The organism is Pseudomonas fluorescens (assembly GCF_902497995.1).
Lineage (GTDB): Bacteria > Pseudomonadota > Gammaproteobacteria > Pseudomonadales > Pseudomonadaceae > Aquipseudomonas > Aquipseudomonas fluorescens_BK.
Genome location: NZ_CABVII010000001.1, coordinates 395,494 through 421,310 on the forward strand (window position 1 = coordinate 395,494; position 25,817 = coordinate 421,310).

Sequence of the window (25,817 nt, forward strand, 5' to 3'; positions counted from 1 at the left end):
CAAATTAGGAAGCGTTCCGGCGGACCGGGTCGGTCATCGCAAAGGCGCCAGTTTTTCCAAGCGCCACCCGGCACTCAATTTACGAGGGGCGGCAGTCTAAGGCCGACTTGAGGCCTCAGCAACTGAAAAGACAGCGAATTCGTCCGACAAAGCCCCGAAAGTGTTCTATCGCAGGCTATGCGGTGGTTATCGGAGTGCGTTTATAGCAAGAAATTCCATCGAGCGGCTGTATAGAGAAGACAAACGGCTGCGCCACGCGGGTCAGGCGTGGCGCATGTTGCGGCTTGCGTCGGTTTCAGCGCTTGAGTTTACGCTTGTTGCGGTATTGGTCGATCACCACCGCCACCACAATGATCAATCCCTTGATGATGTCTTGAATATACGCATCCACCCCGACAAAGGTAAAGCCGCTCGCCATCACCCCGAGGATCAAGGCGCCGATCACGGTGCCGGTGATGCGCCCCACGCCTCCGGCCAGGCTGGTGCCGCCGATCACGGCCGCGGCAATCGCGTCCAGCTCATAGGACATGCCCATCCCGGCCTGCCCGGTCGCGGCGCGTGCCGAAGCCACCACCCCTGCCAGGCCTGCGAGCAACCCGGCGATGCTGTAGACAATCACCAGATGGCGCTTGACGTTGATCCCCGAGGTGCGCGCCGCCTGCATGTTGCCGCCGATGGCGTAGGTGTACTTGCCGTACTTGGTGTAGCGCAGGGCGATGTGAAAGATCACCGCGACCACCAGGAAAATCACCACCGGCATCGCGCCGTGGCCGATGGCGGTGTAGGAGTCCGACAGCATGCTCACCGGCTGGCCTTCGGTGTAGTAACGCGCCAGGCCGCGAGCCGAGACCATCATGCCGAGGGTGGCAATGAACGGTGGAATCCCGGTGATGGCAATGATGCTGCCGTTGATCGCCCCCGCCAGCAACCCCACTCCAAGCCCCGCTATCACCGGAATCCACACCGGCAAGTCGGTCAGCGAGGGGAACACCGCTCGGGTAAAGTCGGAGGTCTGGGCCAGGCTGGCGGCAATCATCGCCGACAGCGCCAGCACCGAGCCGGAGGACAGGTCAATACCCGTGGTAATGATGACCTGAGTCACGCCGATGGCCAGCAGGCCGATGATCGACACTTGCAGGATCATCAACACCAGGCGCTGGGAGTTCATCAGGAAGCTCTGGTCGCGCACGATCCAGCCGAACACTTCGAACACCAGGCCGATGCCGATCAGCACCAGGAAGATACTCAGTTCGGTCGGAAAGCGCCGGCGACTCTTGACCGGTACCGTTGCTGGCTTGTTTTCCAGTATCGCGTTCATATCCCATCACCCTTCTATCGCGTCATCGACGCTGGCCGGGCCAGCGCCAGTATCCATTAGTGAACCACGGACATGCCCGAGGCCAGTTGCATCACCCGTTCCTGGGTCGCTTCGCTGCGGTCGAGGGTGCCCATCAGGTCGCCCTCGTGCATGACCATCACCCGGTCGCTCATGCCCAGCACTTCCGGCAGCTCCGAGGAAATCATGATCACCGCCATGCCTTCGCTGGCGAGGTAGGAAATGAGCCGGTAGATCTCGGCCTTGGCGCCGACATCGATGCCGCGGGTCGGCTCGTCGAGAATCAGGATGCGTGGGTTGGTCATCAGCCAGCGCGCCAGCAAGGCCTTCTGCTGATTACCGCCGGACAGCGTGTCGATGCACTGCTCGAGCGACGGGGTTTTCACCCGCAGCTTCTTGCACATGTCTTCGCACAGGGCACGCAGGGCCTTTTGCTGGATGAAACCGTGGCCGGCGTAGTGCGGCAGCACCGCCATTTCCATGTTCTCCAGCACCGACAGGCACGGGAACAGGCCGCTGAGCTTGCGATCCTCGGTCAACAGCGCGAAGCCCTTCTCGATGGCCATGTGTGGATCGGTAATGCGCACCACCTCGCCATCCAGGCGAATCTCGCCACCGTCGCTCGGGGTGATGCCGAAGATCGCCTCGGCAACATTGGTCCGCCCCGAGCCCATCAACCCGGCGATGCCGAGAATCTCCCCGGCGTGCAGGTCGAAGGACACGTCCTTGAAAATGCCGTCGAGTTTCAGGTCGCGCACCGACAGCAACAGCTCGCCGATCGGCGTCTCGCGCACCGGGAACAACTGGCTCAATTCGCGCCCGACCATCATCGAAATCAGGCTGTCGCCGTCCATGCTGTCGGCCCGCTGCAGGCCTATGTAGGCGCCGTCACGGAACACCGCCACTTCATCGGCAATGGTGAACACTTCGTTCATCTTGTGGGTGATGTAGATGATGCCTTTGCCCTGGCGCTTGAGGTCGGCAATGATCGAAAACAGGTGGGCGACTTCCTTGTCGGTGATGGCCGAGGTCGGTTCGTCCATGATCAGGATATCCGAGTCGTAGGACACCGCCTTGGCAATCTCGACCATCTGCCGTTCGGCGATGCTCAGGTTGCCGACCTGTTCTTCCGGATCGAGGTTGATCCGCAGGCGCTCCAGCAGTTTTGCCGTGCAGCGGTGCATCTCGCGGTGGTCGATCATGTGCAGGCCATTGAGTTGTTCACGGCCGATCCAGATATTCTCGGCGATGCTCATGTGCGGCATCAGGTTGAGTTCCTGGTGGATCATCGCGATCCCGGCCTGCAGCGCCGCCAGTGGCGTCTCGAACACCACCGGTTGGCCCCTCAGGCGCAGTTCGCCGGCATCCGGCTGGTAGATGCCGGCGATGATTTTCATCAGGGTGGATTTGCCGGCGCCATTTTCGCCCATCAGCGCCAGCACGGAACCGGGGCGGACCCGAAGCTGCACATCGGACAGGGCCACCACACCGGGAAACCCCTTGCTGACGTGGATGATCTCCAGCAGATACGGCTCATCGACTGGTGTTGCAGTTGGCTGGACACCCACCATCGGGGGGCTCGAAGCGGTCGCTGAAGCGAACATGATCAGGTACTCCATCAGCAAGGTCGCGCTTGCCCCTTGCGTGCTTATTGTTGTTATTGAACGGACGGACTATTTGAACTGGTCGACGTTGTCCGGAGTGATCAGGCGAAACGGCACCCACACCGCCGACTCGACCGGCTCGTTTTTCGCCATTTTCACCGCGGTGTCGATCGAGCCGTCAGCCTGGCCCTTGGCGTCCTGGAACACCGACGCTGCCAGCGCCCCTTTCTTCACCGCGTTCAAGCCATCCGGCGTACCGTCGACACCGGCGATCAACACACTGCCCTTGGCCACGCCGGCCTGTTGCAGGGCCATCGCGGCACCGATGGCCATCTCGTCGTTGTTCGAGACCACGGCGTCGAACTTGCGGCCCTGGGTCAGCCAGTCATTGACCAGGGTCATGCCTTTATCCCGCAGCCAGATGCCGGTCTGCTCTTGCTCGATCTTGATGTCCGGGTATTTGGCCAGCACCTCCTTGACGCCCTGGGTGCGGTTGGTGGTGGAGTTGTTCGCGAGGTCGCCCAGCAGAATCACGATATCGCCCTTGCCCCCCATCTTGTCGGCCAGGTACTGCATCTGCATTGCGCCGGCCTCCCGGTCATTGGAGGCGACGGTCACCACGCCTTTGGGCAGGTTCAGGTCATCGGGACGACGGTTGACGTAGACCAGGGGGATACCGGCCTTGACCGCGGCCTCGGTGATTTTTTTGGTGGCGGCGGTATCCACCGGGTTGACCACGATGGCGTCGACCTTCTGGCTGATGAAGCTTTCCACCTGGCTCAGTTGCTTGACCACGTCGCTGCGAGCGTCTTCGAACTGCAACTGGACGCCGCCGGGGTAGGACTTGGCTTTCTGGTCCATGGATTCGCGCAGGTAGGTCAGCCAGGTGTCATCGAACTGCGACATGCTGACGCCGATCTTCATGTCGGCGAGCGCAGCACCGCTGGCGAACATCAGGGACAGGGCAAGTGAGGCGAAACGGATCCTGGTCTTCATGAAAAGTCTTTCTCCACATTCTTGTTGGTTTTATGGATAAGGCGTGACGATTTCAGTCAGCGGACGAGCGGGAAAAGCGTTGAAACGTAGCGCATGGCAGGTCGCTGGAAATGACTTTATTGGAAAATAATTTCCATATCAACTCATTTTAGAATTTTTATCTGATTTTATTCCATGGCTCTCGAACGGGCTCAGCTCCACCACTTGCTGGCGTTCGAAACCCAGCCGCGCGGCGTCTAGCACGCGGGTCGTCGCCAGTGCATCACGGGCGTCCACGGGCAGTGGGCCACCGCTCTGCAACGCGGTTTGTAGCTGTAAATAGAACTGATTCCAACAGCCTCGCTCGGAAGGAACCCGTTCGCGCACCTCACCCTGCTCGAACCAGCCCCAGCGGCGATGCTCTTCCACGCCCCAACGTTCGCCTTCGGACCTGGGCGTGAGTCCGGCGAGCGTCGATGCCTCCTGCCCGTCCAGACCGTCGACGCTGTAGCAACCCTGGGTCCCGGTCACCCGGAAGCGCGGGCCGGGGGTGTTTTGCCGGCAGCTACCGCTCAGGTGCGAGGTCACGCCACTGGTGTGGGTCAGGGCCATGAAGAAGCCATCGTCGAAGGCCTGGCCGGGTTCCAGGTAATCGAGTTCGGCGTAGACCCGCTTCACCGGGCCGAACAGCAGTAGTGCCTGATCCACCAGATGGCTGCCCAGATCGCGCAGGAAACCGCCGCCGCTGCCGTTGTTCACCGACTGCGGCGAGTAACGTTCGATCCGCGATTCAAAACGACTGACCTGCCCCAGCGCGCCGGACTCGATGAGTTTGCGCACGGTGAGGAAGTCCGAGTCCCAGCGCCGGTTCTGATAGACGCTGAGCCGCACGCCATGGCGCTCGGCCATGGTGATCAGGGTTTGCGCCTGCTGCGCATCGGCGGCGAACGGCTTGTCGCTGACCACCGCCACGCCGTGTTCGATCCCGTCGAGCACCAGTGCCGGACGCCCCTTGAGCGGCGTCGACACCACCAGCACATCGATCCCGGCTTCCACCAGTTGGCCGATGCTGTCGAAGGCCGGCACGTGGGGGTGTTCGACCGCCAGCAACTGTCGGCGCTCCTTCGAGCGGGTGACCACACCGACGAACTTCGCCGCCGGCAAACTGCTGATCAGCGGAGCATGGAAAAACCGGCCACCATGGCCGTAACCGACAAGTCCGATGCGCATAATTAATTCCTGTGTTGTAGGAGCGAGGCTTGCCCGCGAAGCTTTTAGCGATCTCGACGGCTCCTTCGCGGGCAAGCCTCGCTCCTACAGGGGGTGGGGGTTAGGCATAGAAGTGTATTGGGGGGCTAGCCGTAGAAGTGGGGGCGGTTTGGGAGTGCGACCTTGACGATCTGCCCGCTGTTCTGGGCTTCGATGCAGGCATCTGCCGCCACTGCGGCGGCAAACCCGTCCCACGCCGAAGGCCCGCCCACCTGTCCGGCCCGCACACCATCGATGAACGCCTGCAACTCGACGTCGTACGCGGCGATGAAGCGATCCTTCCAGTCCATCAGGATCGCGTTGGACAACTTCGCCCCGCTGCGCAACTGAACCTGCGACGGCTCCGGCAGTTTGGCGATGCCGGTCTCCCCCACCACTTCGCACTGGATGTCGTAGCCGTACTGGCAATTGACGAATACTTCGACGTCGATGCGCGTGCCCTTGGCGGTTTCCAGCAGCACGATCTGCGGGTCTTTCAAATGCGCCAGGGCCTTGCTGGTCTTGCGCGGGAACACCACTTGCACCGAGACGTAGTCGTCGTCGAGCAACCAGCGCAGCACGTCCAGTTCATGGATCAGCGTGTCGGTGATCGCCATGTCGGTCTTGTAGTTCTCGCCCACCGTCGGGTTGCGGTGCGCACAGTGCAGCATCAGCGGCTCGCCGATCTGGCCGCTGTCGATCACTGATTTCAGGGCGCGATAACCCTCGTCGTACGGACGCATGAAACCGACCTGCACCAGGCGTTTGCCGTGGGCCACTTCGGCTTCGACGATCTTGCGGCAGCCTTCGGCGGTGACGGCCAGGGGCTTCTCGCAGAACACCGGTTTGCCCGCGGCAATCGCCGCCAGCACGAACGCTTCGTGGCTCGGCCCCCAGGAGGTGACGAGGATTGCCTCGACTTCCGGCGCCTTGATCAGCGAGTGACCGTCGGGATAGACCTCGGCGGTCAGCTTCAGGTCGGAAACGACCTTGGCCGCTTGTTGCAGGTTGATGTCGGTCACCGCCACGACCTGGCTGTTGAGCAAGGTCTGGCTGCAACGACGGATGTGGTCCTGGCCGATGGCCCCGGTACCGATGACGCCTAACTTCAATGACATGTAAGGACTCCTTGTTGTTGTTCGATTCAGGGCAATCAGTACTGACGGGCCTTGGCCAGTCGTTCGTTCAGGGTCTTGGCCACGGCATGGGTACGGGCACTGGTGGAGACTTGCGCGACGCCGACCCGCCACCACGACAGGTAGCCGTGAATCATGGTCTTGGGCAGGACCTTGATGTCGATCAGGGTCGACACCGTCTGCAAGCGCGCATCCGCCAGTGCGGCTTGCAGCTCTTCGACCGTGTTCACCTTGTAGGTCTTGCAACCGTAGGCCGCCGCGCTCATGGCGAAATCCACCGGCACAAAGCCGCCATCGAGCTTGCCGGTTTCCGGGTTGCGGAAGCGGAACTCGGTGCCGAAGCTGTCCATGCCGTTGCCCATCTGCAGGTTGTTGATGCAACCGAAGGTCATGTTGTCCAGCAGCACCACGTTGATCTTGCGTCGCTCCTGGATCGAGGTCGCCAGCTCCGAGTGCAGCATCATGTAGGAGCCGTCGCCCACCAGTGCATAGACCTCGCGCTCAGGCTCGGCGAGCTTCACGCCCAACGCGGCGTTGACCTCGTAGCCCATGCAGGAATAGCCGTACTCGACGTGATAGGTGTTCACGCCCTTGCTGCGCCAGCTGCGCTGCAAGTCGCCGGGCAGGCTGCCGGCGGCGGCGACGATCACGGCGTCGTCGGCCAGGGCTTCATTAAGCACGCCGAGCACGCGGCTCTGGGTCAGGCAGGAGCCGGTCAGCTCGATGAATTCGCGCAGGACCGCCGGGTCCAGGTGGTCGTTGATTTCCGGAACGAAATCCTTGGCCTGGTATTGCACCTGATAGAGGCGGTCGACTTCCTCATCCAGTTGCGCCTTGGCCTGCCGGGGTTGATCGCCCCAGCTCGAGCGGTAATCGCCCAATGCTTCGGCCAGTGCCTGCAAACCGGTTCTGGCATCTGCCAGCAGCTGCACGCCGTCGAGTTTCAGGGCATCGCAGGGGCTGATATTGAGGTTGAGAAATTGCACCTGCGGATGCTGGAACAAGGACTTCGACGCCGTGGTGAAGTCGCTGTAGCGCGTGCCGATCCCGATGATCAGATCAGCGTCCCTGGCCAGCAGGTTCGCCGCCAGGCAGCCGGTTTCACCGATGCCGCCGACGTTCAGCGGATGGCTGGAGATCACTGCGCTCTTGCCGGCCTGGGTTTCGGCGAAGGGAATATCGAAGCGCTCGGCAAACGCCTGCAACGCCGCATTGGCCCCGGAGTACTTGACCCCGCCGCCGCAGATGATCAGCGGTTTGCGCTTGCCCTTGAACAGCGCCAGCGCATCACCGAGCATGGCTTCGGTGGCTGGACGGCGCTCGATGCGGTGCACGCGTTTTTGCAGGAAGTAATCCGGGTAGTCGTAGGCCTCGGCTTGAACGTCCTGCGGCAAGGCCAGGGTCACCGCGCCGGTTTGCGCAGGGTCGGTGAGCACGCGCATGGCGTGGATCGCCGCGCTCATCAGTTGCTCGGGACGGTTGATGCGGTCCCAGTATTTGCTCACTGCCTTGAACGCGTCGTTGGTGCTGATGCTCAGGTCGTGGAACTGCTCGATCTGTTGCAGCACCGGGTCCGGCTGGCGGCAGGCGTAGACATCACCGGGCAACAGCAGCAAGGGAATGCGGTTGGCGGTCGCGGTGGCGGCAGCGGTCAGCATGTTCGCCGCGCCTGGCCCCACCGACGACGTGCAGGCGTAGATCTTGCGCCGCAGATGCTGCTTGGCGAAACCGATGGCGGCATGGGCCATGCCTTGCTCGTTGCGCCCCTGATGCACGATCAGGTCACCGCTGTCCTGCTCCAGGGCTTGCCCCAGGCCGAGCACGTTGCCGTGACCGAAAATGGTAAAGATCCCGGCAATGAATTTGCTCTGGACCCCGTCGACCTCGATGTACTGGTTATCGAGGAATTTCACCAGGGCCTGGGCCATGGTCAGTCTTGTTGTGGTCATGCTTGCACCTTCCTTTGAAGCCAAATCCGGTGTGTGCTGTGGAATGCGATTCCACTGTGGGAGCGGGCTTGCTCGCGAAAGCGGTGTGTCAGGCGATATCAATGTTGAATGTGCCGCCGTCTTCGCGAGCAAGCCCGCTTCCACAGGGTTTTGCGTCAACCTTGAGTTTTTTGCAGGTGATCCATGCTCGCGCCGATCGCCTGCTCGATATCCACCAGCCCGTGCACGCTGTCGGCAAACGGCTCAAACGACAGGTAGCCGCTGTACCCGCTGCTCAGCAACGTCTCGATCTGCGCCGCGTTACCGAGAATGTCGCCCTCGCCCACCAGCACCCGGTGCCCGTCGCGGATGCTCGCCAGCGGCGCCTCGGCATCCTCGACCCCGGAGATATGCACCAGCCCGGTCAATTCAGGGAAAAACTCATGTTCGCCGGCCAAGTGATGGTGAAAGGTGTCATGCACCAGGCGGAACACATCCAGCCCGCCGATGGCCTTGATCGCGTCCACTGCCGTGCGTTTGCGGCGCAACGAGCACTCTTCGAAGCCCAGTGGCTCGATGAAACCGAGAATCCCGTGATCGCGCAGGATCGGCGCCAGCTGACTCAACGCCGTGCGCAGGCCAGAAGCGCGCCCGGCCTCGTTACGCGAGTCGCCACGGTCGTTCAACGGGCACATGACCACCCCCCTGGCGCCACTATCCCGGGCATAAGCGGCGAGCTTCAGGGCTTGCGCCCGGCGCTCGTCGTTCCACACATCGAATGGATACAGCGCGTTGATCGACAGCACGCTGATGCCTTTGGCTGCACACAACTCACGCACGCGCTCGGGTGCGGTGCCGTCTTCGATCTCGACACCCTGGAGGTCGTTGCGGATCTCGATGGCGTCGGCCTTGAGGGTCACCGCCAACTCGATGAACGCCGGCAGGGACAAACGTGGGGCGACCATACGGTTCAAGGCGAAACGCAGGGGTTTGCTCATTATTGTTGTTCTCCGTGCAGAAGTAGGCATTCCGGCTTTTGGGTTCAGAGATCAAGCAGCCAGCTGTGCTGTGGATCGTTATGGAACTGCCAGACACGTTTCGGGCCGGCCATCACGTTCAGGTAATACGACTCGTAGCCGTAGGGCACGCTGACCGGGTGATAGCCCTTGGGCACGACCACCAAGTCGCTGTTTTCCACCGCCATGGCCTGATCGATGCTGCGGTCGTCGGTGTACACCCGCTGAAACACGAAGCCCTGGGGCGGGTTGATCTGGTGGTAATAGGTTTCTTCGAGAAAGCTCTGGTGCGGCAGGTCGTCGGTGTCGTGTTTGTGGGGCGGGTAGCTCGACGAATGCCCGGACGGCGTGCGCACTTCCACCACCAGCAGCGAATGGGCCGGTTCGGTGTCCGGCAGGATGTCGCAGACGTAACGGGTGTTGGCGCCCTTGCCGCGCACACTGCGCTTCATGCTATCGGGTGTGATCAGCCGTGGGCTGCAGGAGCTGCAGGAGCTGCAGGAGCTGCCGAAGGCTGCGATCTTTTCGCTTTTAGCTCCAGTAGTGGAGCCGGGCGCGGAACACACGGCGATCTGCACATCACTCAGCGCGACCACCTGGGCCTGACTGCCGGGCGGCAAGTACGCGGCGAACGGAGACTTGTCTTCGAACACCGACTGACGATCGCCGATGTTGTCCCAGTCGAACGCGCCCTGCCCCGGCGCTTCACCCTTGATGCTGACCCGACCGCTGAGCAGCACCAGGCACAGCTCTTTATCACCCGCCGAGACCGGCAGTGTTTCGCCCGGACTCAAGCGGTAAGCGGCAAAGCCGACGTATTCCAGCTCACCTTGACCCAACTCGACCATCGTGCGGCCATGGGCGTTGCTTTTGACCAACAGACTCATGACGCAATCCTCTCGTCGAGCAGTGCACGCAAGGTGTCGTAGCCTTTTTTGGCGTAGACATAACTCGGAGCCACCGCCGGGTCCTGCTCGGCTTCGACCACCAGCCAGCCGTGGTAATCGGCGCCCAGCAGCACGTCGAGCAAGGCGCCGAAATCGATGTCGCCATCGCCGGGCACCGTGAAGGTGCCGTTGATGATGCAGTCGGGGAAGCTCCACAGGTTGTTGCGCGCCAGTTGCACCACCGGTTTGCGCACGTCCTTGAAGTGCACATGGCAGATGCGCTCGATGTGTTTGCGCAGCACGTGCAAGGGTTCTCCGCCCCCCATGTAGCAATGGCCCGAGTCGAACAGCAGGCCGACTTCGCTGCCGGTCAGCGCCATCAACTTGTCGATGTCCGCCGGGGATTCGACGTAGGCGCCCATATGGTGGTGGTAGGCCAGCCGCACGCCTTGGGACAGGGTGAAACGTGCCAGCTCGGTGAGTTTGTCGGCGTACTCTTGCCACGCCTGCTCGCTGTGGAAACGCGGCCGCTCGACCAAGGGAATGCGCTGGCCTTGAATGGAGTCGGCGACCTCGCCATAGACCAGCACCTTGGCGCCGTTCTTCGCCAGCAGCTCGACATGACTGCCGATGGCGTCGATTTCTTCAGCCACCGAACGGCGAGCCAGGCGGCTGGAGTACCAACCGGACACCAGCGCCAGGTCATAGGGCCGCAGCACGTCACCGACGCCTTTGGCATCCTTGGGGAATTTGCCGTTGAGTTCGAAACCTTCGTAACCGATGTCCTTGCCTTCGCCGAGGGCCGTGCTCAACGGCGTCTCGCCACCGAGGGACGGCAGGTCGTCGTTGCTCCAGGAGATCGGGTTGATGCCAATTCGGATAGCGGGCATGGCTGCACCTTTTATTGTTTTACATAACCAGTAAGAGCGATACAAAACCCTGTGGGAGCGGGCTTGCTCGCGAAAGCGGTGTGTCAGGCGAGATCAATATTGACTGTCAGGCCGCCTTCGCGAGCAAGCCCGCTCCCACATTTGAAATGCGTCAGGCCATCAAGCCCGGGCGGTCCGCCAGGCATCGATCAATTCAACAAACGTCCCCTGCACCTGGCGGATCAGCGCCTCATCGTCGATTTCCCCTGCCAACCACGCGCGGCTCGGTTCCTGGAAAATCGTCCGGCCCACGGCAAACCCGCGACATGTCTGGCTCTGGCTGGCCTGTTGGAAGCCTTCGGCCAACGCCGCCGCCGACGCATTCAAGCCCAGCAGTACCACGCCTCGGCAGTACGGATCGCGCGCCTGGATCAGTTCGTCGAGTTGCTTCCACTCATCGGCGCTCTGCGCTTCGATCTTCCACCACGCCGGGTAGATGCCCAGGTTGTAGAGGCGTTTGAGCGCGCGATACAGCACATCCGGATGGGTTGACGGATGATCCTTGGGCGGGATGATTTCCAGCAGCAGTTCATGACCGCTGACCTGGGACGCCTGATACAAACCCATGAGCTGCGCTTCCTGTTCCAGGCGCAGCATCGGCTCGTCGTCCGGATGGAATTGCACCAGGCACTTGATGATCTGTTCCTGCGGCCAGGCGATCAGGTTGCTGCCGATGGAGCGCCCGTGTTCGAACGCCAACGGCCGCGAGCCTTGTACCTCCACCGGACGCGCCACCCACCAACCGCGGCCGGTGGCGGCGTTCAGCGAATCCTGGCCGAAACGTTGGTCGGCCAGCAGCCCGACATCGGCGTCGATGCCTTGCCCGCGCAGATCGGCTTCGACCCGCTCCACGGCCTGGATAAACAGTTGTTTGAGGTCGCTGATGGCGCTCAGGTCGCGACCGCCCTTGTGGGCCAGTTCCACCAGTTGCCAGCGATGGTCGAAGGCAAAGATGAACAGTTGCTTCCACTGTTTGCGCGGCACGCTGACCTGATGCAGGCGTTGCAGGGTGACGTCCTGATCCGGCCGGGTAATCGGCACCGGGCTGTTGAACAGGTAATCGAGTTCGGCCCGGGTCGGCATCGCCGGGGCGCAGGCATGGCGCGACACCACCAGACCGCCGCAGGCATTGGCCAACTGGCAGCAGCGCTCGTCGCTGGCGTCCTCCAGCCAACCGCTGAGGAAGCCCGACATGAAGGCATCGCCGGCGCCCAATACGTTGAGCACTTCCACGCGCACCCCGGGATAAATCGCACCGTCTTCCAGACGCGCCGGGATTTCGCCATGAATCACTGTGCAGCCCTGCGGGCCAAGCTTGACCACCAGGGTCGCCGCGCTCAACCGCCGGACGTTGCGCAGGGCGCTGAGCAAATCCTCGGCTCCGCCGGCAATCAGGAACTCTTCTTCAGTGCCGACGATCAGGTCGAAACGCGGGAGAATTTTCTGCACATGCTGGCTGACATTCTGGTCGGCGACGAAACGGGTTTCACCGTCCGCCTTGCCGGCCAGGCCCCAGAGCACCGGGCGGTAATCAATGTCGAGCACCCGTTTGACGTTGTGTTTTTGTGCATAGTCCAGGGCCTGGATGCTCGCCTTGTACACGCCATCGGTGGAGAAGTGGGTGCCGGTGATCAGCAAGGCCTTGCTCGAGGCAATGAAGGCTTCGCGGATGTCTTCGGCCCGCAGCGCCATGTCGGCGCAGTTCTCGCGATAGAACACCAGAGGAAAGGTCTCGCGGTCCTTGAGGCCCAGCAGCACCATGGCGGTCAGGCGTTCCTGATCGACCTTGATGCCGCTGACATCGCAACCTTCGCGGGTCAGGGATTCCACGAGGAAGCGGCCCATGTGGTCGTCCCCTACCCGGCTCAGCATCGCCGACTTGAGCCCCAACCGGGCGGTGCCGAAAGCGATGTTGGCGGACGAGCCGCCGAGGTACTTGGCGAAGCTTGAAACATCTTCCAGCCGCGCCCCGACTTGCTGCGCATAAAGGTCGACGCCAAGGCGCCCCAGGCAAATCAGATCCAATTGACGCCCACTGGCAAAACGAGTCTGGCCCATGCTGGCTCCTGTTATTTTTATCAGCCTGCGTCCGGGGCGATGACCGCGCCGAACACTCTTGGTGGGTGCAGACTAAAACGTCCGGGGTCGAATAATCAATAATTATTCTAAATATTTTTTACGTGGAATATTTTTTCCAATAGACTCAGATACAAGCGTCCCAGCCACGGTGCATCGTTTCAGCAAGCCCCTACCGACGGCAAGCTCAAGATTTTACTCGGGCCTACCCTGTAGACTGCGCACAGCCAACCTATTGTCAGGGGATGACCTGATAAGTCATCTCTATAAGAACAAGCCAGAAGGATTTTCTATGTCCCCCACCGATCAGTCGGCCACGACCGAGAGCACGCCAGTGAGCGATCCTGGTCCCCCGATCAATGCCGAGCGCCTGCTGGCGCTGATCACCGAGGAATACGAGAGCCTGCCGCGCCAGCTCAAGCGCATCGCCAGCTACATGAGCCAGCAGAGCGACCGGATCATGGTCGACCGCATCAGCGACATCGCCCGGGAATGCGAAGTGCATCCATCGGCGATCGTGCGGTTCTCCCAGCGCTTCGGTTTCAGTGGTTTCAGCGAGATGCAGGCGCTGTTTCGCGAGGCCTATACCCACAAGACCACGCCGGTGCAGAACTACCAGCAGCGCATCCGCAGCATGATCGCCAACAAGTCGCAGAAGGCCAGCGGCGGCGATCTGGCGCGCGAGTGCATCAACGCGACCTTGTCGGGCATCGAACGCCTGGGGCTGGAACTCGATGACCAGGCCTTCGACAAGGCCGTCGACCTGGTGGTCAACGCCGACAACATCTACGTGGTCGGGGTACGCCGCTCCTTCGCCGTGGCCGATTACCTGGTCTACAACCTGCAACACACCAACAAGCGCATCCATCTGGTCTCCGGGCTCGGCGGCAGCTACCGCGAGCAGATGCGCAGCGTGCGCGCCAATGACCTGGTGATCGCCATCAGCTTCACGCCCTACGGCAAGGAAACCCAGCACTGCTTGCGCATTGCCCAGCACCATCAGGCGAAAACCCTGATCATCACCGACAGCAACCTCTCCCCCCTGGCCAAGCGCGCCAACACGGTGCTGCTGGTCAATGAAGGCAGTTCGTTCGCCTTTCGTTCGTTAAGCGCCACGTTGTGCCTGTGCCAGGCGTTGTTCATCGCCGTGGCCTATCGTCTGGAATTGAAGGTCGACGAGATTCACGAACAGGTGGGCTTCGAGGATTAGCGCAGCGCCAATGTATCTATCAGCCCACCCCTATAAAAACGCCGCTTCTACCAGGGCAGAAGCGGCAGAGGCACACGCCTCAGTGATATCAGGTGAACAGAGCGATCAGGATAATGATCGGGATAGGTATACCAAGAAAAAACAGCAGTAATGAGCGCATGGGAGTTCTCCTGGGTTAGCGAACCGGTACGGTAGTGGTGGTGACATAAGCATCGGTTTCGAGGTACTCGACCGCATCCCGACGACGACCACCGAAAGTGGCGGCAAGGCTGGCGAAAAACGCACCGATCAGCAGCGCAACGAACATCCACAGCGCGGTCATTGCGGCCACCTTCGCCGCGGTGTCAGCGGCTTGCCGGGCAGCCAGTTTGGCGTCGGCCACGGCTTTCTGAGTGCGGGCATAGACCTCATCGACACGACGTTCGGCATCCGCTTGAGTCAGGTTGGTCCGCTGGGCAACAAGCTGTGCCAGGTAGGTGCGGTCTTCGGCGGACAGTTGGCCGTCGCTCAGGCTGCGCACGAAGATGCGGGTCACGGTGCCACGGGCGGCATCATCGCTGACGGCGGCCGGACTATCAGCGCGAAACAGACTGTCGATGAAGTAACCGTACGGGTCACTGTCGGTATTGCCCGCCGCTGTACCCGCCGCTTGAGTCACGGCACTGGCGGCACCACCGGCCACACTGGCGCCGGCCTGCACACCACCACTGACGATGCTGCTGATCGAGCCGACGACCAGCGTCGCCGTCACCAGCGTCGCCACGCACCAGGCCAGGAAGCCATGGGCGGTATCACGGAAATACACCTCATCGCCATGCATGTTCGCCCACTTAACCCGCAGGCGACCGGCGATGTAACCGCCCAGCCCGGAGGCAACGATCTGGGTGAACGCCAGCCAGACAATCGTGGAAATACCCAGGCCCTTGGCGCTCACGCCCTCATTGGCCCAGGGCGACACCGCCGAAAAACCCAGGCCAAAGCCGAGCAGCACCAGGATCAGCGACAACGCGGCCGCCGCCGCGGCACCGGCGAAAATGGCACCCCAGGACACGCCAGAGCGCGAGCTCGATTCGTATTCGGCAGGATAGAAACCATCAGGGGATCTATTCATTGTTGTATCGCTCCAGACAGAAAGATGGTGTTACAACTCTTCGAAGGAAGAAGTGCAGTCACCGTGCCAGTCGCGAGCTTTAGATGAATCGTTCAGTTTCAATAAGTTATAAAGATTGAACTTCCGACATCCATGCAAATTGCAACAATGCGAGAATATCAGCGGGTTTTATGCATTGCCTATTAAGGCAGAGTCATTGAAGGCACTATCAAAAAATCGCAACCTCGCTTCGCTCGACAGCTCCTACAGGGGGGTGGGTGCGCCGGAGAGATTACGGTCGTATGGGGGGCGGCGCAGGAGCTGCCGCAGGTTCGGCCGCGTTCGGACGATCTTTTGATCTTCTCGCCTGACATGAAGTTTTATTTAGAAAGCTTGCGGTCATTTCTTGGCAAAATGCCGCACAACGTTGTGAACCCCAGACAGGCCCGCCCCATGACCCGCATCCTGACCATCGAAGACGACGCCGTGACCGCCCGGGAAATCGTCGCCGAATTGAGCAGCCACGGCCTCGACGTGGATTGGGTCGACAATGGCCGCGAAGGCCTGGCGCGCGCGGTCAGTGGCGACTACGACCTGATCACCCTCGACCGAATGCTGCCCGAGCTCGATGGCCTGGCGATCGTCACCACCCTGCGGACGATGGGCGTGGCCACGCCTATCCTGATGATCAGCGCCCTCTCCGATGTCGATGAGCGGGTGCGCGGTTTGCGTGCCGGGGGTGACGATTACCTGACCAAACCCTTCGCCACCGATGAAATGGCCGCCCGGGTCGAAGTCCTGCTGCGCCGACAGAACACCGTGACCGCCCAGGCCACCACGCTGCGGGTCGCGGACCTGGAACTTAACCTGATCAGCCACGAAGCCAGCCGCGACGGGCAGCTACTGACCTTGCTGCCCACCGAGTACAAGCTGCTGGAATTCCTGATGCGCAACAGCGGGCAGATTCTGTCGCGGATGATGATTTTCGAAGAGGTCTGGGGTTACCACTTCGACCCCGGCACCAATTTGATCGACGTACACATCGGCCGTCTGCGCAAGAAGATCGACCCGCCGGGCAATGCCCCACTGATTCGGACCGTGCGAGGCTCGGGTTATGTCATTGCCGAACCCCTCTAAAGGCTGGCGCTCTTCCAGCAGCCGGTTGCTGGCGCTCTACAGTTCGCTGTTCGTGCTGTGGAGCGGGATTCTCATGGGCGTCATGTACTACGAGGTGTCCGCTTACCTGGACAACTTGGCCAAACACTCGCTGATGCAACGCCAGCATCTGTTCTCGCGTTTTTCCGGCGAACAACTGGTCGACGCCCTCGCCGTCAGCATGACCTTCGACATTCGCGGCCTCGACGCCTATGGCCTGTTCGATGAGCAGCATCGCTACCTCAGCGGCGCCCTGCGCCATATCCCCAAGGGACTGCCGCTGGACGGCAAGATTCACATGCTCAGCGACTGCGCCGACTCCGACGACCCGACCCTGCCCAACGACAGTTGCGACGCGGTGGCGACCCAGGCCAGGGACGGTCGCTGGCTGGTGCTGCTGCGGGACAACGGTTCGCTGTTTGCCGTGACCCGGATCATTCTCCATGCCTTGTTCTGGGGCGTGACCCTGACCATTGTTCCGGGCATCGTCGGTTGGCACCTGCTGCGCCGTCGGCCACTGCGGCGCATCCGCGGGATCCAGGCCAGCGCCGAAGCGATCGTCGCCGGCGACCTGACCCGGCGCTTGCCGCTGTCCAGTCGCCGCGATGAGCTGGACATGCTGGCAGCCATCGTCAACGCCATGCTCGAACGCATCGAGCGTTTGATGAACGAGGTCAAGGGCGTGTGCGACAACATCGCCCATGACCTGCGCACGCCGCTGACCCGCTTGCGCGCGCAGTTGTACCGCATGCAGCAACAGGCGGGTGAAGGCTCGACAGCAGCGGCGCAACTCGATTCAGTGCTCGCCGAAGCGGACACCTTGATGGCGCGCTTTCGCGGATTGCTGCGCATTTCCGAGCTGGAAGACCGGCAGCGGCGTTCCGGTTTCGTGCAGCTGGATCCGCTGCCGTTGTTGCAGGAACTGCACGAGTTCTATCTGCCATTGGCGGAAGAAGGCGGGCTTGGTTTTCAGTTGCAATTGCCTGAAGCACTGCCGCCACTGAAGGGTGATCGGGCGTTGTTGTTCGAGGCGTTGGCTAACCTGTTGAGCAACTCGATCAAATTCACACCGCCCGGTGGCGAGGTGATTTTGCGTGGGATTGATGAAGGTGGGCATACGCGGATCGAAGTGCTCGACTCGGGGCCCGGAATTGCTGAAGGTGAACGGGAAGCCGTATTCCAGCGCTTCTATCGCGCCGAGGCTGGCGATCAGCAAAGCGGGTTCGGGCTGGGGCTGTCGATCGTGGCGGCGATCGTCAGCCTGCATGGGTTTACGCTGGCGGTGGGGAGCAGTGAATTGGGTGGTGCGAAACTGGTGCTCGATTGCCAGTAGAGCCTGATATCCCAGACTTGACCCAAATCTCCTGAACCAACAGAGAACCTGTGGGAGCGGGCTTGCCCGCGATGGCGGCCTAGCAGACACAAATATGTCGCCTGACACTCCGCTATCGCGGGCAAGCCCGCTCCCACAGGGTTTTGAGGTGTTTTCTACAACTATTATCAGGCCGGGTAATTTGCCCGCAGGGCCTCCAGGCCACCCTGATAAATCCCGGTAAACAACGCCACCACTTCCTCATTACTCACACCGACCGGCGCAAACCGTCCCGACCAGGTCACCCGCGCGCCCTGCCCTTGCGCTTCAACACGGATAGTCGCCAGGTAGTCAGTCGCCGGAAACGGCGCCTGCACAATCGAGTAGCTGTAAGTCTTCGCCGCGTCATCAAACGCCTGAAGCCGCTCCACCACCACCGCCCCATCCGCCGTTTGCAGGCTGCGCACCCGCCCGCCTTCACTCAGTTCGCTTTGGGGAATGAACGGCAGCCAGTCCGGCAGCGAATTGAAGCCGCCAATCAATTGCCAGACCTGATCGGCCGAAGCCGGGATATCGATAAACGCTGATGCAGTTGCCATGCGTGGTTCTCTCCTTATCAACTAAATTCAAATCGCCATACTGTCGACGACACCGCCGTCGACCCGCAGGACTGCGCCGGTTGTAGCCGAGGACAGGATGCTGGGCGAGCTGGCGGTGAACCGGGCGCTGGATCAACTCGATCCACCCGACTAAAACGCAGCCCCTGTAGGAGCCGGCTTGCTGGCGAAGGCGTCGGTACATTCAACATCGTTGCCGACTGTCATACCACCATCGCGGGCAATTCGAATCGTCGCACAGCCGCTCCCACAAGGATCTCTGCTGCTCATCAAATCCGAGTTCGCACCAAACCATTGTGTGCGAGCCTGCTCGCGAAGCGGGACTGTCAGTTGGCATCGCCATTGCCTGACACACCGCTTTCGCGAGCAGGCTAGTCCCACAATGTCCGTATCCAACTTCAAGGACTTGAGGTGGCTTTGCCGCCCATTGCTTGATCTTTTCTCAACCAAACCGGGGCTGAGCAAGGTGTTATCAGCATTCTTTAGCGTTTACGCAGTTTGCATTTAGTATGCTGGTCCGACTGCAACGCACAGGTGTACTCCCCATGTTGGGCCAGAAAACGAAATCGGAGAAAAAGCTGTGAGGCTCGACAAGCTGCGCATTCAGAACTATCGCTTCTTTGGAGAGTTCGAGATCGACTTCGATCCGCATCTGACCATACTGATTGCCTCCAACGGTGGTGGTAAAACCACCATTCTGGATGCTGCCCGGGTCGCTCTATGGCCTTTCGTCAAAGGCTTCGATCTGGGCAGCCAGACAGGGAAATCCGCCACCATTCAGAACGAAGATGTGCGACTCGCACAATTCAGCAGTGGCAACATGGAGTCTCAGACGCCCAGTGCCATTGAAGCCTGGGGGGAATGGGCGGACAACGCTGGCCAGGACCATTGGTTGCAGCAACGCCTGAGCTTGAAAAAATCTACCAATACTATCGGCGACGCTGGCTCGAAAGCGCTTACCTCATTCGGCAAATCGCTTCAGGAGCAGGTGCGTAACGATACTCACGTGATTTTGCCCATGGTGACCTACCTGGGAACCTCACGTCTCTGGTACGAGGGACGATTCACCTCGGCTGCGGCTCAAACTACGCTCGACAAGAGCGAATACTCCAGGACGTCCGGGTATCTGAACTGCCTGTCCTATTCGTCCAGTTTCAAAACCTTCACTGCCTGGTACAGCTGGATCTATCTCAGCTATCGTGAAGCCCAATTGATCGCTCTGGAGCGCAAAGAAAAAATATCCGATGCCGGCCTGCGCTTTGAACAGATCATCGCAGCCATCAAGGATGCCATCGACCGGTTGATAAAAGTGCCCACCGGTTGGCACAGCCTTGAGTACAGCGCAAGCCATCAACAGCAGTTGGTCATGCACCACGCTGAACAAGGGGTGTTGCCTGTCGACATGCTCAGCGATGGACTGCGCAACACCATTGCCATGGTTGCCGACCTCGCCTTTCGTGCCTGTAAACTCAACCCGCACCTCGAGGCGCGGGCACCACTGGAAACACCGGGTATCGCGTTGATCGATGAAGTCGATATGTTTCTGCATCCCTATTGGCAGCAGTCAATAATAGGATCATTGCGAGCTGCTTTTCCCGCCATGCAGTTCATTGTCACGACTCATAGCCCGCAGGTGCTCAGCACTGTCCGGCGCGAAAATATCCGGGTAATCGGCCAAGACGCCCGAGGCCTGTTGATTGCTTCCCAGCCCCTTGCCATGACCTAGAAGAGCTGGAACAGCTTTTTGAAGAACATATCGGCCAGGATATGAACCTGCATTGCCTCGCGGGTATCGACCTTATACCCACCGGAGCAAAGCTGAGTCAGTTCTTCAGTATTACTCGGGCGTTTTTTGGCAAGATTGCCGAAGAAGTACTTGAGCGCGACGCTCCCCATCTGCAATGACACGCAGGACCTGTAGGAGCCGGCTTGCCGGCGAAGAGGCCGGCACATTCAACATCTCTGTCGACTGACACACCGCTTTCGCCGGCAAGCCGGTCTCGTTCCCACAGCCCCCTCCTCGCCACAGTAAGCACTCAAGGGGGATTGGTGCTTTACTAAAAGACCCCAAGCGCCAACGAGCCCCCACCATGAACCGCAACGACCTGCGCCGCGTGGACATGAACCTGCTGGTGATTTTCGAAACCCTGATGTTCGAAAAAAACCTCACTCGCTCCGGGGAAAAGCTGCTCCTCGGCCAGCCCGCCGTCAGTGCCTCGCTGGCCAAGTTGCGCGATCTGTTCGACGACCCGTTGCTGGTGCGTAACGGTCGCGCCCTGGAGCCGACCCAGCGCGCGTTGCAGATTCTCCAGGAACTGCAGCCGGCGATGGACACCATCTCCGGCGCGGTCAGCCGGGCCAAGGATTTCGACCCGTCCACCAGCCGCGATGTGTTTCGCATCGGCCTGTCCGAACCGTCCATGGTCTGGAACGGGGTCAACGATAACGATCCGGCAGAACGCTGGTTGCGCTCGAAAATTGAACAGCACATGGCCGCGCCACTGCCGGCGCATTAAGCGGACGCAAAAAAGAAGCCTGACCGGACTCGCGCAAGTACACCGGCATGTCCGTGACCGGTGGCATCGCCGGAATCTCGAAATACATCTGCACCACCCAGCCACGGTGATAGCTGGCGTGATTGACCACGTGCAGCAGCATTGCGCCGGCGCTCATGGTGCCGCTTTCGCCCGAGACGAAGCTGAACTCGACGGAGTGATCCAGCGATTCATCGGTCTGCCGTTCGCTCCAGTCGCAGTACCAGTGATCGATGTCCTTCTGCGCCACGCGCAGTTCGGCCAGGTCGGGATGCAGCAGATCGTGTGAGGTCTTGAAGCCGTGCCCTCGGCCTTCGAGGTGGGCCTGCCAGATGCAGTCCACGACGTAGATGTGGTTCAGGGTGCCGATCATGTTCTTGAATACCGAGACCCGATCTTTGTTGACCTCCCCCGGCGGCAGGGCGGCCAGGCTGTCGAAGAGGCGTTGATCGGCCCAGCGTTTGTAATCGGCAAGCATGCGGGCAGTGCGTGCGTTGATCATCAGAGGTCTCCCACTTCAATGGGCGCACTGCCAAGCATAGCCCTCATCGACGAACGGCATCGCAAACGCTGATCATCGGTACACCCGTTACCGGGCGAGCGTTGCCAGCTGAATAATGAGGGGATCTGATTGAGGGATCGCCGAACGTCATCCTCCAAGCGATCAGAAGGTACCGGGGGGCGGCCCGCCTGCGTTATTGACCAGGATGTCCACCTGCGCACAGGCGGCAATGCCCGCAGCAGTACACACTCGCCAACAAACGCAATTGCCCAGCCTGCGACATTTGGCGCTATTATTACGTCAAATGTCGCACGGAATTAATCGATATGCCCACAGCGAATCAAGCAGACAAGCCCGCCGCCAAGTCCGCAGGAAAAGCAGCCAGCGTGCCGCAGACAACGAACGTCACCCGAAAGCCGACCGAGGTGCTGCTACATGGCCGCAAGGGTGATACACGCCTGCTGATCATCCGCTACACGCAGGAAGGCTTCGATCTGAGCGACGTCAGGGACATGCTTTCCACGTCAACGCTGTACATGGAACATGGCCTTGTTCAGCGCATCACAGGCAAGTCTGTCAGGACCGTCCAGCGCTTGATGAAAGAGCCCAAACCGGTACGCCTGAACCAGCAGCAGAGCACGATAGCCTTTCAGTATGCGCAGACTCTGGAGCACGCCATCAACGTGTTTGGCAATCAGCAGTTGGCTGAGGAGTGGCTGGGGAAACCCTGCAAATACCTCGACGGTAATGTCCCGCTGGAGCTGATCGACAACTCGCTGGGCTTCCAGGCGGTGGAGGACTACTTGACCCGGATTGAACACGGGGTTTACCAATGAATCCTTTGCCCTGGGACGGGAAGTGGCACGCTTGGCGCCTTGACCGCGAGGTCTACAAGGACACTTGGGACAGTGGCATTGGCGCACAAAGATCCGGTGGCCGCTGGAACCCTCCCGGCCGCCGGGTAATTTACGCTTCGGCCGATCCCTCCACTGCCATCCTGGAAGTCGCGGCCCACGTAGGCTTCGATACGCTCGACAGGGTGCCTCACGTGCTGACGTGTTTCGAAGTGCTGGATCCGGAACTCATTAACATTGTTCAACCCGAAGACGTGCCAAACCCGAACTGGCTCATTCCGTCTCAACCCTCGCCCAATCAACAACAATTTGCTGATCAACTGCTGGCCCGGCACCCGTTCCTGCTCATCCCTTGTGCAGTCACTCGCCATTCGTGGAATTTACTGGTGAGCTGCGACTTGGCCGCCGATAAATTCAAGCTTGTCTCCCAGGAACGCTTCGGCCTGGACACCCGGTTGCTGAAGAAAACGTGAGATGCGCCTGACTGGGTAGCTTTTCGGTTCCCGGGCCATGGCAAGTGATGCAGTCGTATTCAGCGAATCGCCACCGGGTTGATGTTGACCTGGGTCGAGCCCTTGTACAGCGGCTGCCCGAGCACGAACATGAACTCCCAGGCTTTGTCCCGGACCAGCGCGCGGCTGTCGATCAGCTCGAGTAGATGCCGTTGAGTTGGGTGCCGACACCGGTCCAGGCCACCACCAGTTCATCGTTGAAGGTGAATTTGTTCGGCCCCATGGTGGTGCCGCCGGCTTCGCCGGGTTGTGATTATTTGTGCGGCAAGGAACTCTTGAGGGCCACCAGGCATCCTAAACTATGTAATAGTTCCTTTACGCTTCATGCTTTCGGAGGGCTCCGTCATGCGCCGTCTGTTTCTCATCTCCTCGCTAGTGCTTTGCTTGCCCTTTGGTTCGGCCCTGGCCGATGTGGATGCAGGCGATGTCGCCACTTCGGCGGGCCTTTCAGCGTCCCTGTATTCGACCTTCAAGGATGACAAAATGATGATTCCCGCCCGGGATGACGCCTCCAGCTTCGTGGCCAGTGGCGGCACGATTCGCGGGGTTTACCTGGAATCGGTATTGCAGCAGGTTCGTCAGAACAATCCTGGCCTGAAGGCAAGCGATGAAGACCTGGCCCGAGCCATCCTGGTTCAGGAAGGCACTCCAGCCGGTCAATGAACGCTGAAGAAGTAGCGGTGGGGCTGGTGAAACCTGAATAGCGTTTCCGGCCCTGCCTTCGCTGCACGCTACTTTTCGCTCGCAGCGGACAGACGCGCCCATTCGGCAACCATCTGCGCACTGATACTCACCCCGCCGCACACCACGATCACCACGTTCCGGGCGCTGGCAATTGCCGGGTGGTCCAAGTAGCCAATGGCCAACGAAACCCCGCACGCCGGCTCGACCAACTGGCGCAGGTCGCTGGCATAACGCACTACGCCCATGATCGCCTCGTCGTCACTCAGCACCACGCATTCGTGGGCAAAATCCAGGATGTGCTGCACCGGCCAGGCCGCCACCTGGGCGGCGCCGAGGGATGTCGCGACCGTATCGATTCGCGGCAACCTGACGGGGTGCCCGGCAGCCAGCGCCGCCGAAAAGGACGCCGCGCCCCGGGTCTCGCAGGCGACGATCCGGCAGTCCATGCGGCCATGGCGGATCAAGCCGGTGAGGATACCCGCCAGCAAGCCACCGCCTCCAACCGACGTCACCACGGTATCGACCTGAGGACAGTCCTCGAGGATTTCATCGATCATGCTGCTGTGCCCTTCCCACAACACCGGATGATCAAAGGCCGGCACGTACTCAGTGTGTGCGCCCCGTGACAGCTCCACGGCTTTTTGATTGGCATCGTCCCAGACCTCGCCATGCACGATCACCTCGGCACCGGTGTTGCGGATTCTGGCGCGGGTGGCTTCCGCGGTGGTCTGCGGCACCACGATGCAGGCTTCCAGGCCCAGGCTGGCGGCGGCCACGGCAGTGGCGAAACCGGCATTGCCACCGGAAGGGCAAACCACTTTGCGTTTGCCCTGGGCCTTGGCCTGGCTGCACAGCAGGCCCATGCCGCGCAGTTTGAACGAACCGCTGGGTTGCAGGTTTTCCAGCTTGAGCCAGATTCGCCGGTTCGGGGTCGACAGGGCTGGGTGCAGAATCAGCGGCGTTCTGATGTGAAGCATGGTGGCTCCCTTTAGCAGGCCCACGGCTCGTTGAAATATTCAATGCGCCGAGGGTGAACGGTGCTTAATCAAGCGTAGTCCACCCTGCCCCTTCGTCTCAGCGATAACGCGGTGCCGCCGTGGAATCGGCGCAATGCCCGGACCGACACCTACACTGTGTCGTATGTCCCTTGGGAGGTCAGTCATGAAAATCTCGGCCAGGCTGGCGTTTTTCGCCATCGTCGTCACCCTCGCCTACCTCGGGCTCGCGGTGTGGGGGCTGGGCGGGTTTGCGGCGTTTTTCTCCCATGCACCGCTGGTGGTCGTTGTGCTGGCAACCTTGGTGATGGCGATCGCTTCTCTGTTTACCGAGGTCAACCTGAGTTCAGGCGAACGTGAAGACCGGGCCAATCGCTGGGTGCTTCCGGTTTTCGGGGTGATCGGAGTATTGAGCGGTTTTTTGCCGGCCTACACGGACCGGATCGATTTCTGGACCTTCGGTGGCGAGGGCGTTCGCTGGCTTGGCGCGCTGCTGTTCATCATCGGCGGTGCGCTGCGGCTGTGGCCGGTGTTTGTGCTGGGCAAACGCTTCAGTGGGCTGGTGGCGATTCAACCGGGACATCGCCTGGTCACCGACGGGATCTATCGCAACTTGCGCAACCCCAGTTATCTCGGAATGTTGATCACTGCCGTGGGTTGGGCGCTGGCGTTTCGTTCGGGCGTGGGCTTGTTGCTGGCCGCGCTGACCATGATCCCGCTGATGGCGCGTATCCATGCTGAAGAAGCGCTGTTGCGGGCGCAGTTCGGCGGTGAATACGAGGCGTACTGCAGCCGTAGCTGGCGGTTGATCCCCGGGATTTATTAGGCACCAAAGATCCAACGGTGGGAGGGGCTTGCTCGCGAAGAGGCCGTCACATCCAACATTGATGTCGACTGATCGGCCGCCTTCGCGAGCAAGCCCGCTCCCACATTAGATCTCCTGCAGGCGAAGATTGCCGTCGGGATCCACTACTGTGGTTACCGAGTCATAACTGACCAGCGTCGCATGCGCCGTCTCGATCGGGTGAATGTGAGTCGATGTCATGGCAGCTCCTATGTATGGACTCGCCCCCACTGTCTACCCGCTTTCAAAAAAACTGCCGCCCCGTTGCATCTATGTATTAGGCCTATTCGAGGAAGCCGTCATCGGCTTCTGGCCAAAATTGGAAGAGCTCGTGGCATGCCGATTACAGTCAGGCCTCGAAGGCCAGTAGGAG

At 60.7% G+C, this 25,817-nt stretch carries 22 protein-coding genes and 3 pseudogenes; 10 read left to right on the forward strand and 15 right to left on the reverse strand.

Going from position 1 to position 25,817, the window contains the following annotated elements; translation table 11 throughout:
* Positions 1-295 precede the first annotated feature (295 nt).
* The 10 genes from F8N80_RS01885 to F8N80_RS01935 form a co-directional block, all read right to left on the reverse strand.
* Positions 296-1,318: an ABC transporter permease gene (locus tag F8N80_RS01885; protein ID WP_150745192.1), complete on the reverse strand. Its 1,023-nt coding sequence runs from the start codon at positions 1,316-1,318 to the stop codon at positions 296-298.
* A gap of 56 nt (positions 1,319-1,374) precedes the next feature.
* A complete protein-coding gene (locus F8N80_RS01890) occupies positions 1,375-2,940 on the reverse strand; it encodes a sugar ABC transporter ATP-binding protein (RefSeq protein WP_150783096.1) in 1,566 nt (521 codons plus the stop codon).
* Between the two features lie 69 nt (positions 2,941-3,009).
* Entirely contained in the window at positions 3,010-3,936 is a 927-nt protein-coding gene (locus F8N80_RS01895; RefSeq protein ID WP_150745194.1) for a sugar ABC transporter substrate-binding protein, read from the reverse strand.
* A gap of 138 nt (positions 3,937-4,074) precedes the next feature.
* Positions 4,075-5,145 carry a Gfo/Idh/MocA family protein gene (locus F8N80_RS01900; RefSeq protein ID WP_150783097.1) on the reverse strand — a complete coding sequence of 357 codons (1,071 nt, stop codon included), beginning with the start codon at positions 5,143-5,145 and terminating at the stop codon, positions 4,075-4,077.
* Between the two features lie 125 nt (positions 5,146-5,270).
* Positions 5,271-6,281, reverse strand: coding sequence for a Gfo/Idh/MocA family protein (locus F8N80_RS01905; RefSeq protein WP_150783098.1), 1,011 nt, complete (start codon positions 6,279-6,281; stop codon positions 5,271-5,273).
* Positions 6,282-6,316: 35 nt separating this feature from the next.
* Complete coding sequence (gene iolD, locus F8N80_RS01910; protein ID WP_150783099.1) at positions 6,317-8,248, reverse strand: 3D-(3,5/4)-trihydroxycyclohexane-1,2-dione acylhydrolase (decyclizing); 1,932 nt, start codon at positions 8,246-8,248, stop codon at positions 6,317-6,319.
* A gap of 155 nt (positions 8,249-8,403) precedes the next feature.
* Complete coding sequence (locus F8N80_RS01920) at positions 8,404-9,225, reverse strand: TIM barrel protein (RefSeq protein WP_150783100.1); 822 nt, start codon at positions 9,223-9,225, stop codon at positions 8,404-8,406.
* 44 nt (positions 9,226-9,269) lie between these two features.
* A complete protein-coding gene (gene iolB, locus F8N80_RS01925) occupies positions 9,270-10,130 on the reverse strand; it encodes a 5-deoxy-glucuronate isomerase (RefSeq protein ID WP_150783101.1) in 861 nt (286 codons plus the stop codon).
* A complete protein-coding gene (gene iolE / locus F8N80_RS01930; protein WP_150783102.1) occupies positions 10,127-11,020 on the reverse strand; it encodes a myo-inosose-2 dehydratase in 894 nt (297 codons plus the stop codon). Before iolE ends, iolB begins: the two co-directional genes overlap by 4 nt.
* Before the next feature lie 159 nt (positions 11,021-11,179).
* Positions 11,180-13,117, reverse strand: a complete 1,938-nt coding sequence (locus tag F8N80_RS01935; RefSeq protein ID WP_150745201.1) for a bifunctional 5-dehydro-2-deoxygluconokinase/5-dehydro-2-deoxyphosphogluconate aldolase — start codon at positions 13,115-13,117, stop codon at positions 11,180-11,182.
* A gap of 310 nt (positions 13,118-13,427) precedes the next feature.
* Here F8N80_RS01935 and F8N80_RS01940 point away from each other — a divergent pair, with 310 nt between their 5' ends.
* The gene (locus F8N80_RS01940) at positions 13,428-14,345 is read left to right on the forward strand and encodes a MurR/RpiR family transcriptional regulator (protein WP_150783103.1); all 918 of its coding nucleotides are present in this window, start codon (positions 13,428-13,430) and stop codon (positions 14,343-14,345) included.
* Between the two features lie 175 nt (positions 14,346-14,520).
* On the opposite strand, the gene F8N80_RS01945 is transcribed toward F8N80_RS01940, so the two are convergent.
* Entirely contained in the window at positions 14,521-15,456 is a 936-nt protein-coding gene (locus tag F8N80_RS01945) for a hypothetical protein (protein WP_150745203.1), read from the reverse strand.
* A gap of 432 nt (positions 15,457-15,888) precedes the next feature.
* On the opposite strand from F8N80_RS01945, the gene F8N80_RS01950 reads away from it, so the two are divergent.
* A complete protein-coding gene (locus F8N80_RS01950; RefSeq protein WP_150783104.1) occupies positions 15,889-16,572 on the forward strand; it encodes a response regulator transcription factor in 684 nt (227 codons plus the stop codon).
* Complete coding sequence (locus F8N80_RS01955) at positions 16,550-17,923, forward strand: sensor histidine kinase (RefSeq protein WP_150783105.1); 1,374 nt, start codon at positions 16,550-16,552, stop codon at positions 17,921-17,923. The genes F8N80_RS01950 and F8N80_RS01955 overlap by 23 nt, the downstream gene beginning before the upstream one ends.
* A gap of 167 nt (positions 17,924-18,090) precedes the next feature.
* On the opposite strand, the gene F8N80_RS01960 is transcribed toward F8N80_RS01955, so the two are convergent.
* A complete protein-coding gene (locus F8N80_RS01960) occupies positions 18,091-18,501 on the reverse strand; it encodes an SRPBCC family protein (RefSeq protein ID WP_150783106.1) in 411 nt (136 codons plus the stop codon).
* Between the two features lie 598 nt (positions 18,502-19,099).
* Here F8N80_RS01960 and F8N80_RS01965 point away from each other — a divergent pair.
* From F8N80_RS01965 to F8N80_RS01975, 3 genes and pseudogenes are all read left to right on the forward strand, one after another.
* Positions 19,100-20,245 carry an AAA family ATPase gene (locus F8N80_RS01965; RefSeq protein WP_318185844.1) on the forward strand — a complete coding sequence of 382 codons (1,146 nt, stop codon included), beginning with the start codon at positions 19,100-19,102 and terminating at the stop codon, positions 20,243-20,245.
* Positions 20,245-20,424: pseudogene (locus tag F8N80_RS31970) on the forward strand (retron system putative HNH endonuclease); the annotation flags it as partial. The gene F8N80_RS01965 and the pseudogene F8N80_RS31970, both read left to right, overlap by 1 nt.
* 185 nt (positions 20,425-20,609) lie before the next feature.
* Positions 20,610-20,933 (forward strand): annotated as a pseudogene (locus tag F8N80_RS01975) (LysR family transcriptional regulator); the annotation flags it as partial.
* Positions 20,934-20,955: 22 nt separating this feature from the next.
* Here F8N80_RS01975 and F8N80_RS01980 read toward each other — a convergent pair.
* Complete coding sequence (locus tag F8N80_RS01980; RefSeq protein ID WP_150783107.1) at positions 20,956-21,555, reverse strand: DinB family protein; 600 nt, start codon at positions 21,553-21,555, stop codon at positions 20,956-20,958.
* A 326-nt stretch (positions 21,556-21,881) separates the two neighbouring features.
* On the opposite strand from F8N80_RS01980, the gene F8N80_RS01985 reads away from it, so the two are divergent.
* Both F8N80_RS01985 and F8N80_RS01990 read left to right on the forward strand, forming a co-directional pair.
* Complete coding sequence (locus tag F8N80_RS01985) at positions 21,882-22,391, forward strand: antitoxin Xre/MbcA/ParS toxin-binding domain-containing protein (RefSeq protein WP_150783108.1); 510 nt, start codon at positions 21,882-21,884, stop codon at positions 22,389-22,391.
* Positions 22,388-22,882, forward strand: a complete 495-nt coding sequence (locus F8N80_RS01990) for an RES family NAD+ phosphorylase (RefSeq protein WP_150745211.1) — start codon at positions 22,388-22,390, stop codon at positions 22,880-22,882. The genes F8N80_RS01985 and F8N80_RS01990 overlap by 4 nt, the downstream gene beginning before the upstream one ends.
* A gap of 59 nt (positions 22,883-22,941) precedes the next feature.
* Here the strand turns inward: F8N80_RS01990 and F8N80_RS32080 are convergent.
* A pseudogene (locus F8N80_RS32080) lies at positions 22,942-23,064 on the reverse strand (cyclase family protein); the annotation flags it as partial.
* A gap of 202 nt (positions 23,065-23,266) precedes the next feature.
* Here F8N80_RS32080 and F8N80_RS02005 point away from each other — a divergent pair.
* Positions 23,267-23,584 carry a DUF2388 domain-containing protein gene (locus F8N80_RS02005; protein WP_150745212.1) on the forward strand — a complete coding sequence of 106 codons (318 nt, stop codon included), beginning with the start codon at positions 23,267-23,269 and terminating at the stop codon, positions 23,582-23,584.
* Between the two features lie 68 nt (positions 23,585-23,652).
* Here the strand turns inward: F8N80_RS02005 and F8N80_RS02010 are convergent, their stop codons facing one another.
* Positions 23,653-24,582, reverse strand: a complete 930-nt coding sequence (locus F8N80_RS02010) for a pyridoxal-phosphate dependent enzyme (RefSeq protein ID WP_150783109.1) — start codon at positions 24,580-24,582, stop codon at positions 23,653-23,655.
* Positions 24,583-24,766: 184 nt separating this feature from the next.
* Here F8N80_RS02010 and F8N80_RS02015 point away from each other — a divergent pair, with 184 nt between their 5' ends.
* Complete coding sequence (locus tag F8N80_RS02015; RefSeq protein WP_150745214.1) at positions 24,767-25,426, forward strand: methyltransferase family protein; 660 nt, start codon at positions 24,767-24,769, stop codon at positions 25,424-25,426.
* Positions 25,427-25,817: the final 391 nt, after the last annotated feature.

Excerpts from the sequence above, each read along its gene's own strand:
- F8N80_RS01950 (WP_150783104.1), top strand. The coding sequence starts at position 15,889 with ATGACCCGCATCCTGACCATCGAAGACGACGCCGTGACCGCCCGGGAA.
- F8N80_RS01960 (WP_150783106.1), bottom strand. The coding sequence starts at position 18,501 with ATGGCAACTGCATCAGCGTTTATCGATATCCCGGCTTCGGCCGATCAG.
- F8N80_RS01900 (WP_150783097.1), bottom strand. The coding sequence starts at position 5,145 with ATGCGCATCGGACTTGTCGGTTACGGCCATGGTGGCCGGTTTTTCCAT.
- F8N80_RS01885 (WP_150745192.1), bottom strand. The coding sequence starts at position 1,318 with ATGAACGCGATACTGGAAAACAAGCCAGCAACGGTACCGGTCAAGAGT.
- F8N80_RS02010 (WP_150783109.1), bottom strand. The coding sequence starts at position 24,582 with ATGCTTCACATCAGAACGCCGCTGATTCTGCACCCAGCCCTGTCGACC.
- F8N80_RS01940 (WP_150783103.1), top strand. The coding sequence starts at position 13,428 with ATGTCCCCCACCGATCAGTCGGCCACGACCGAGAGCACGCCAGTGAGC.
- F8N80_RS01955 (WP_150783105.1), top strand. The coding sequence starts at position 16,550 with ATGTCATTGCCGAACCCCTCTAAAGGCTGGCGCTCTTCCAGCAGCCGG.
- F8N80_RS02005 (WP_150745212.1), top strand. The coding sequence starts at position 23,267 with ATGCGCCGTCTGTTTCTCATCTCCTCGCTAGTGCTTTGCTTGCCCTTT.
- F8N80_RS01990 (WP_150745211.1), top strand. The coding sequence starts at position 22,388 with ATGAATCCTTTGCCCTGGGACGGGAAGTGGCACGCTTGGCGCCTTGAC.
- F8N80_RS01985 (WP_150783108.1), top strand. The coding sequence starts at position 21,882 with ATGCCCACAGCGAATCAAGCAGACAAGCCCGCCGCCAAGTCCGCAGGA.
- F8N80_RS01935 (WP_150745201.1), bottom strand. The coding sequence starts at position 13,117 with ATGGGCCAGACTCGTTTTGCCAGTGGGCGTCAATTGGATCTGATTTGC.
- iolB (WP_150783101.1), bottom strand. The coding sequence starts at position 10,130 with ATGAGTCTGTTGGTCAAAAGCAACGCCCATGGCCGCACGATGGTCGAG.
- F8N80_RS01895 (WP_150745194.1), bottom strand. The coding sequence starts at position 3,936 with ATGAAGACCAGGATCCGTTTCGCCTCACTTGCCCTGTCCCTGATGTTC.
- F8N80_RS01980 (WP_150783107.1), bottom strand. The coding sequence starts at position 21,555 with ATGATCAACGCACGCACTGCCCGCATGCTTGCCGATTACAAACGCTGG.
- F8N80_RS01890 (WP_150783096.1), bottom strand. The coding sequence starts at position 2,940 with ATGTTCGCTTCAGCGACCGCTTCGAGCCCCCCGATGGTGGGTGTCCAG.
- F8N80_RS01945 (WP_150745203.1), bottom strand. The coding sequence starts at position 15,456 with ATGAATAGATCCCCTGATGGTTTCTATCCTGCCGAATACGAATCGAGC.
- F8N80_RS02015 (WP_150745214.1), top strand. The coding sequence starts at position 24,767 with ATGAAAATCTCGGCCAGGCTGGCGTTTTTCGCCATCGTCGTCACCCTC.
- iolD (WP_150783099.1), bottom strand. The coding sequence starts at position 8,248 with ATGACCACAACAAGACTGACCATGGCCCAGGCCCTGGTGAAATTCCTC.
- F8N80_RS01905 (WP_150783098.1), bottom strand. The coding sequence starts at position 6,281 with ATGTCATTGAAGTTAGGCGTCATCGGTACCGGGGCCATCGGCCAGGAC.
- iolE (WP_150783102.1), bottom strand. The coding sequence starts at position 11,020 with ATGCCCGCTATCCGAATTGGCATCAACCCGATCTCCTGGAGCAACGAC.
- F8N80_RS01920 (WP_150783100.1), bottom strand. The coding sequence starts at position 9,225 with ATGAGCAAACCCCTGCGTTTCGCCTTGAACCGTATGGTCGCCCCACGT.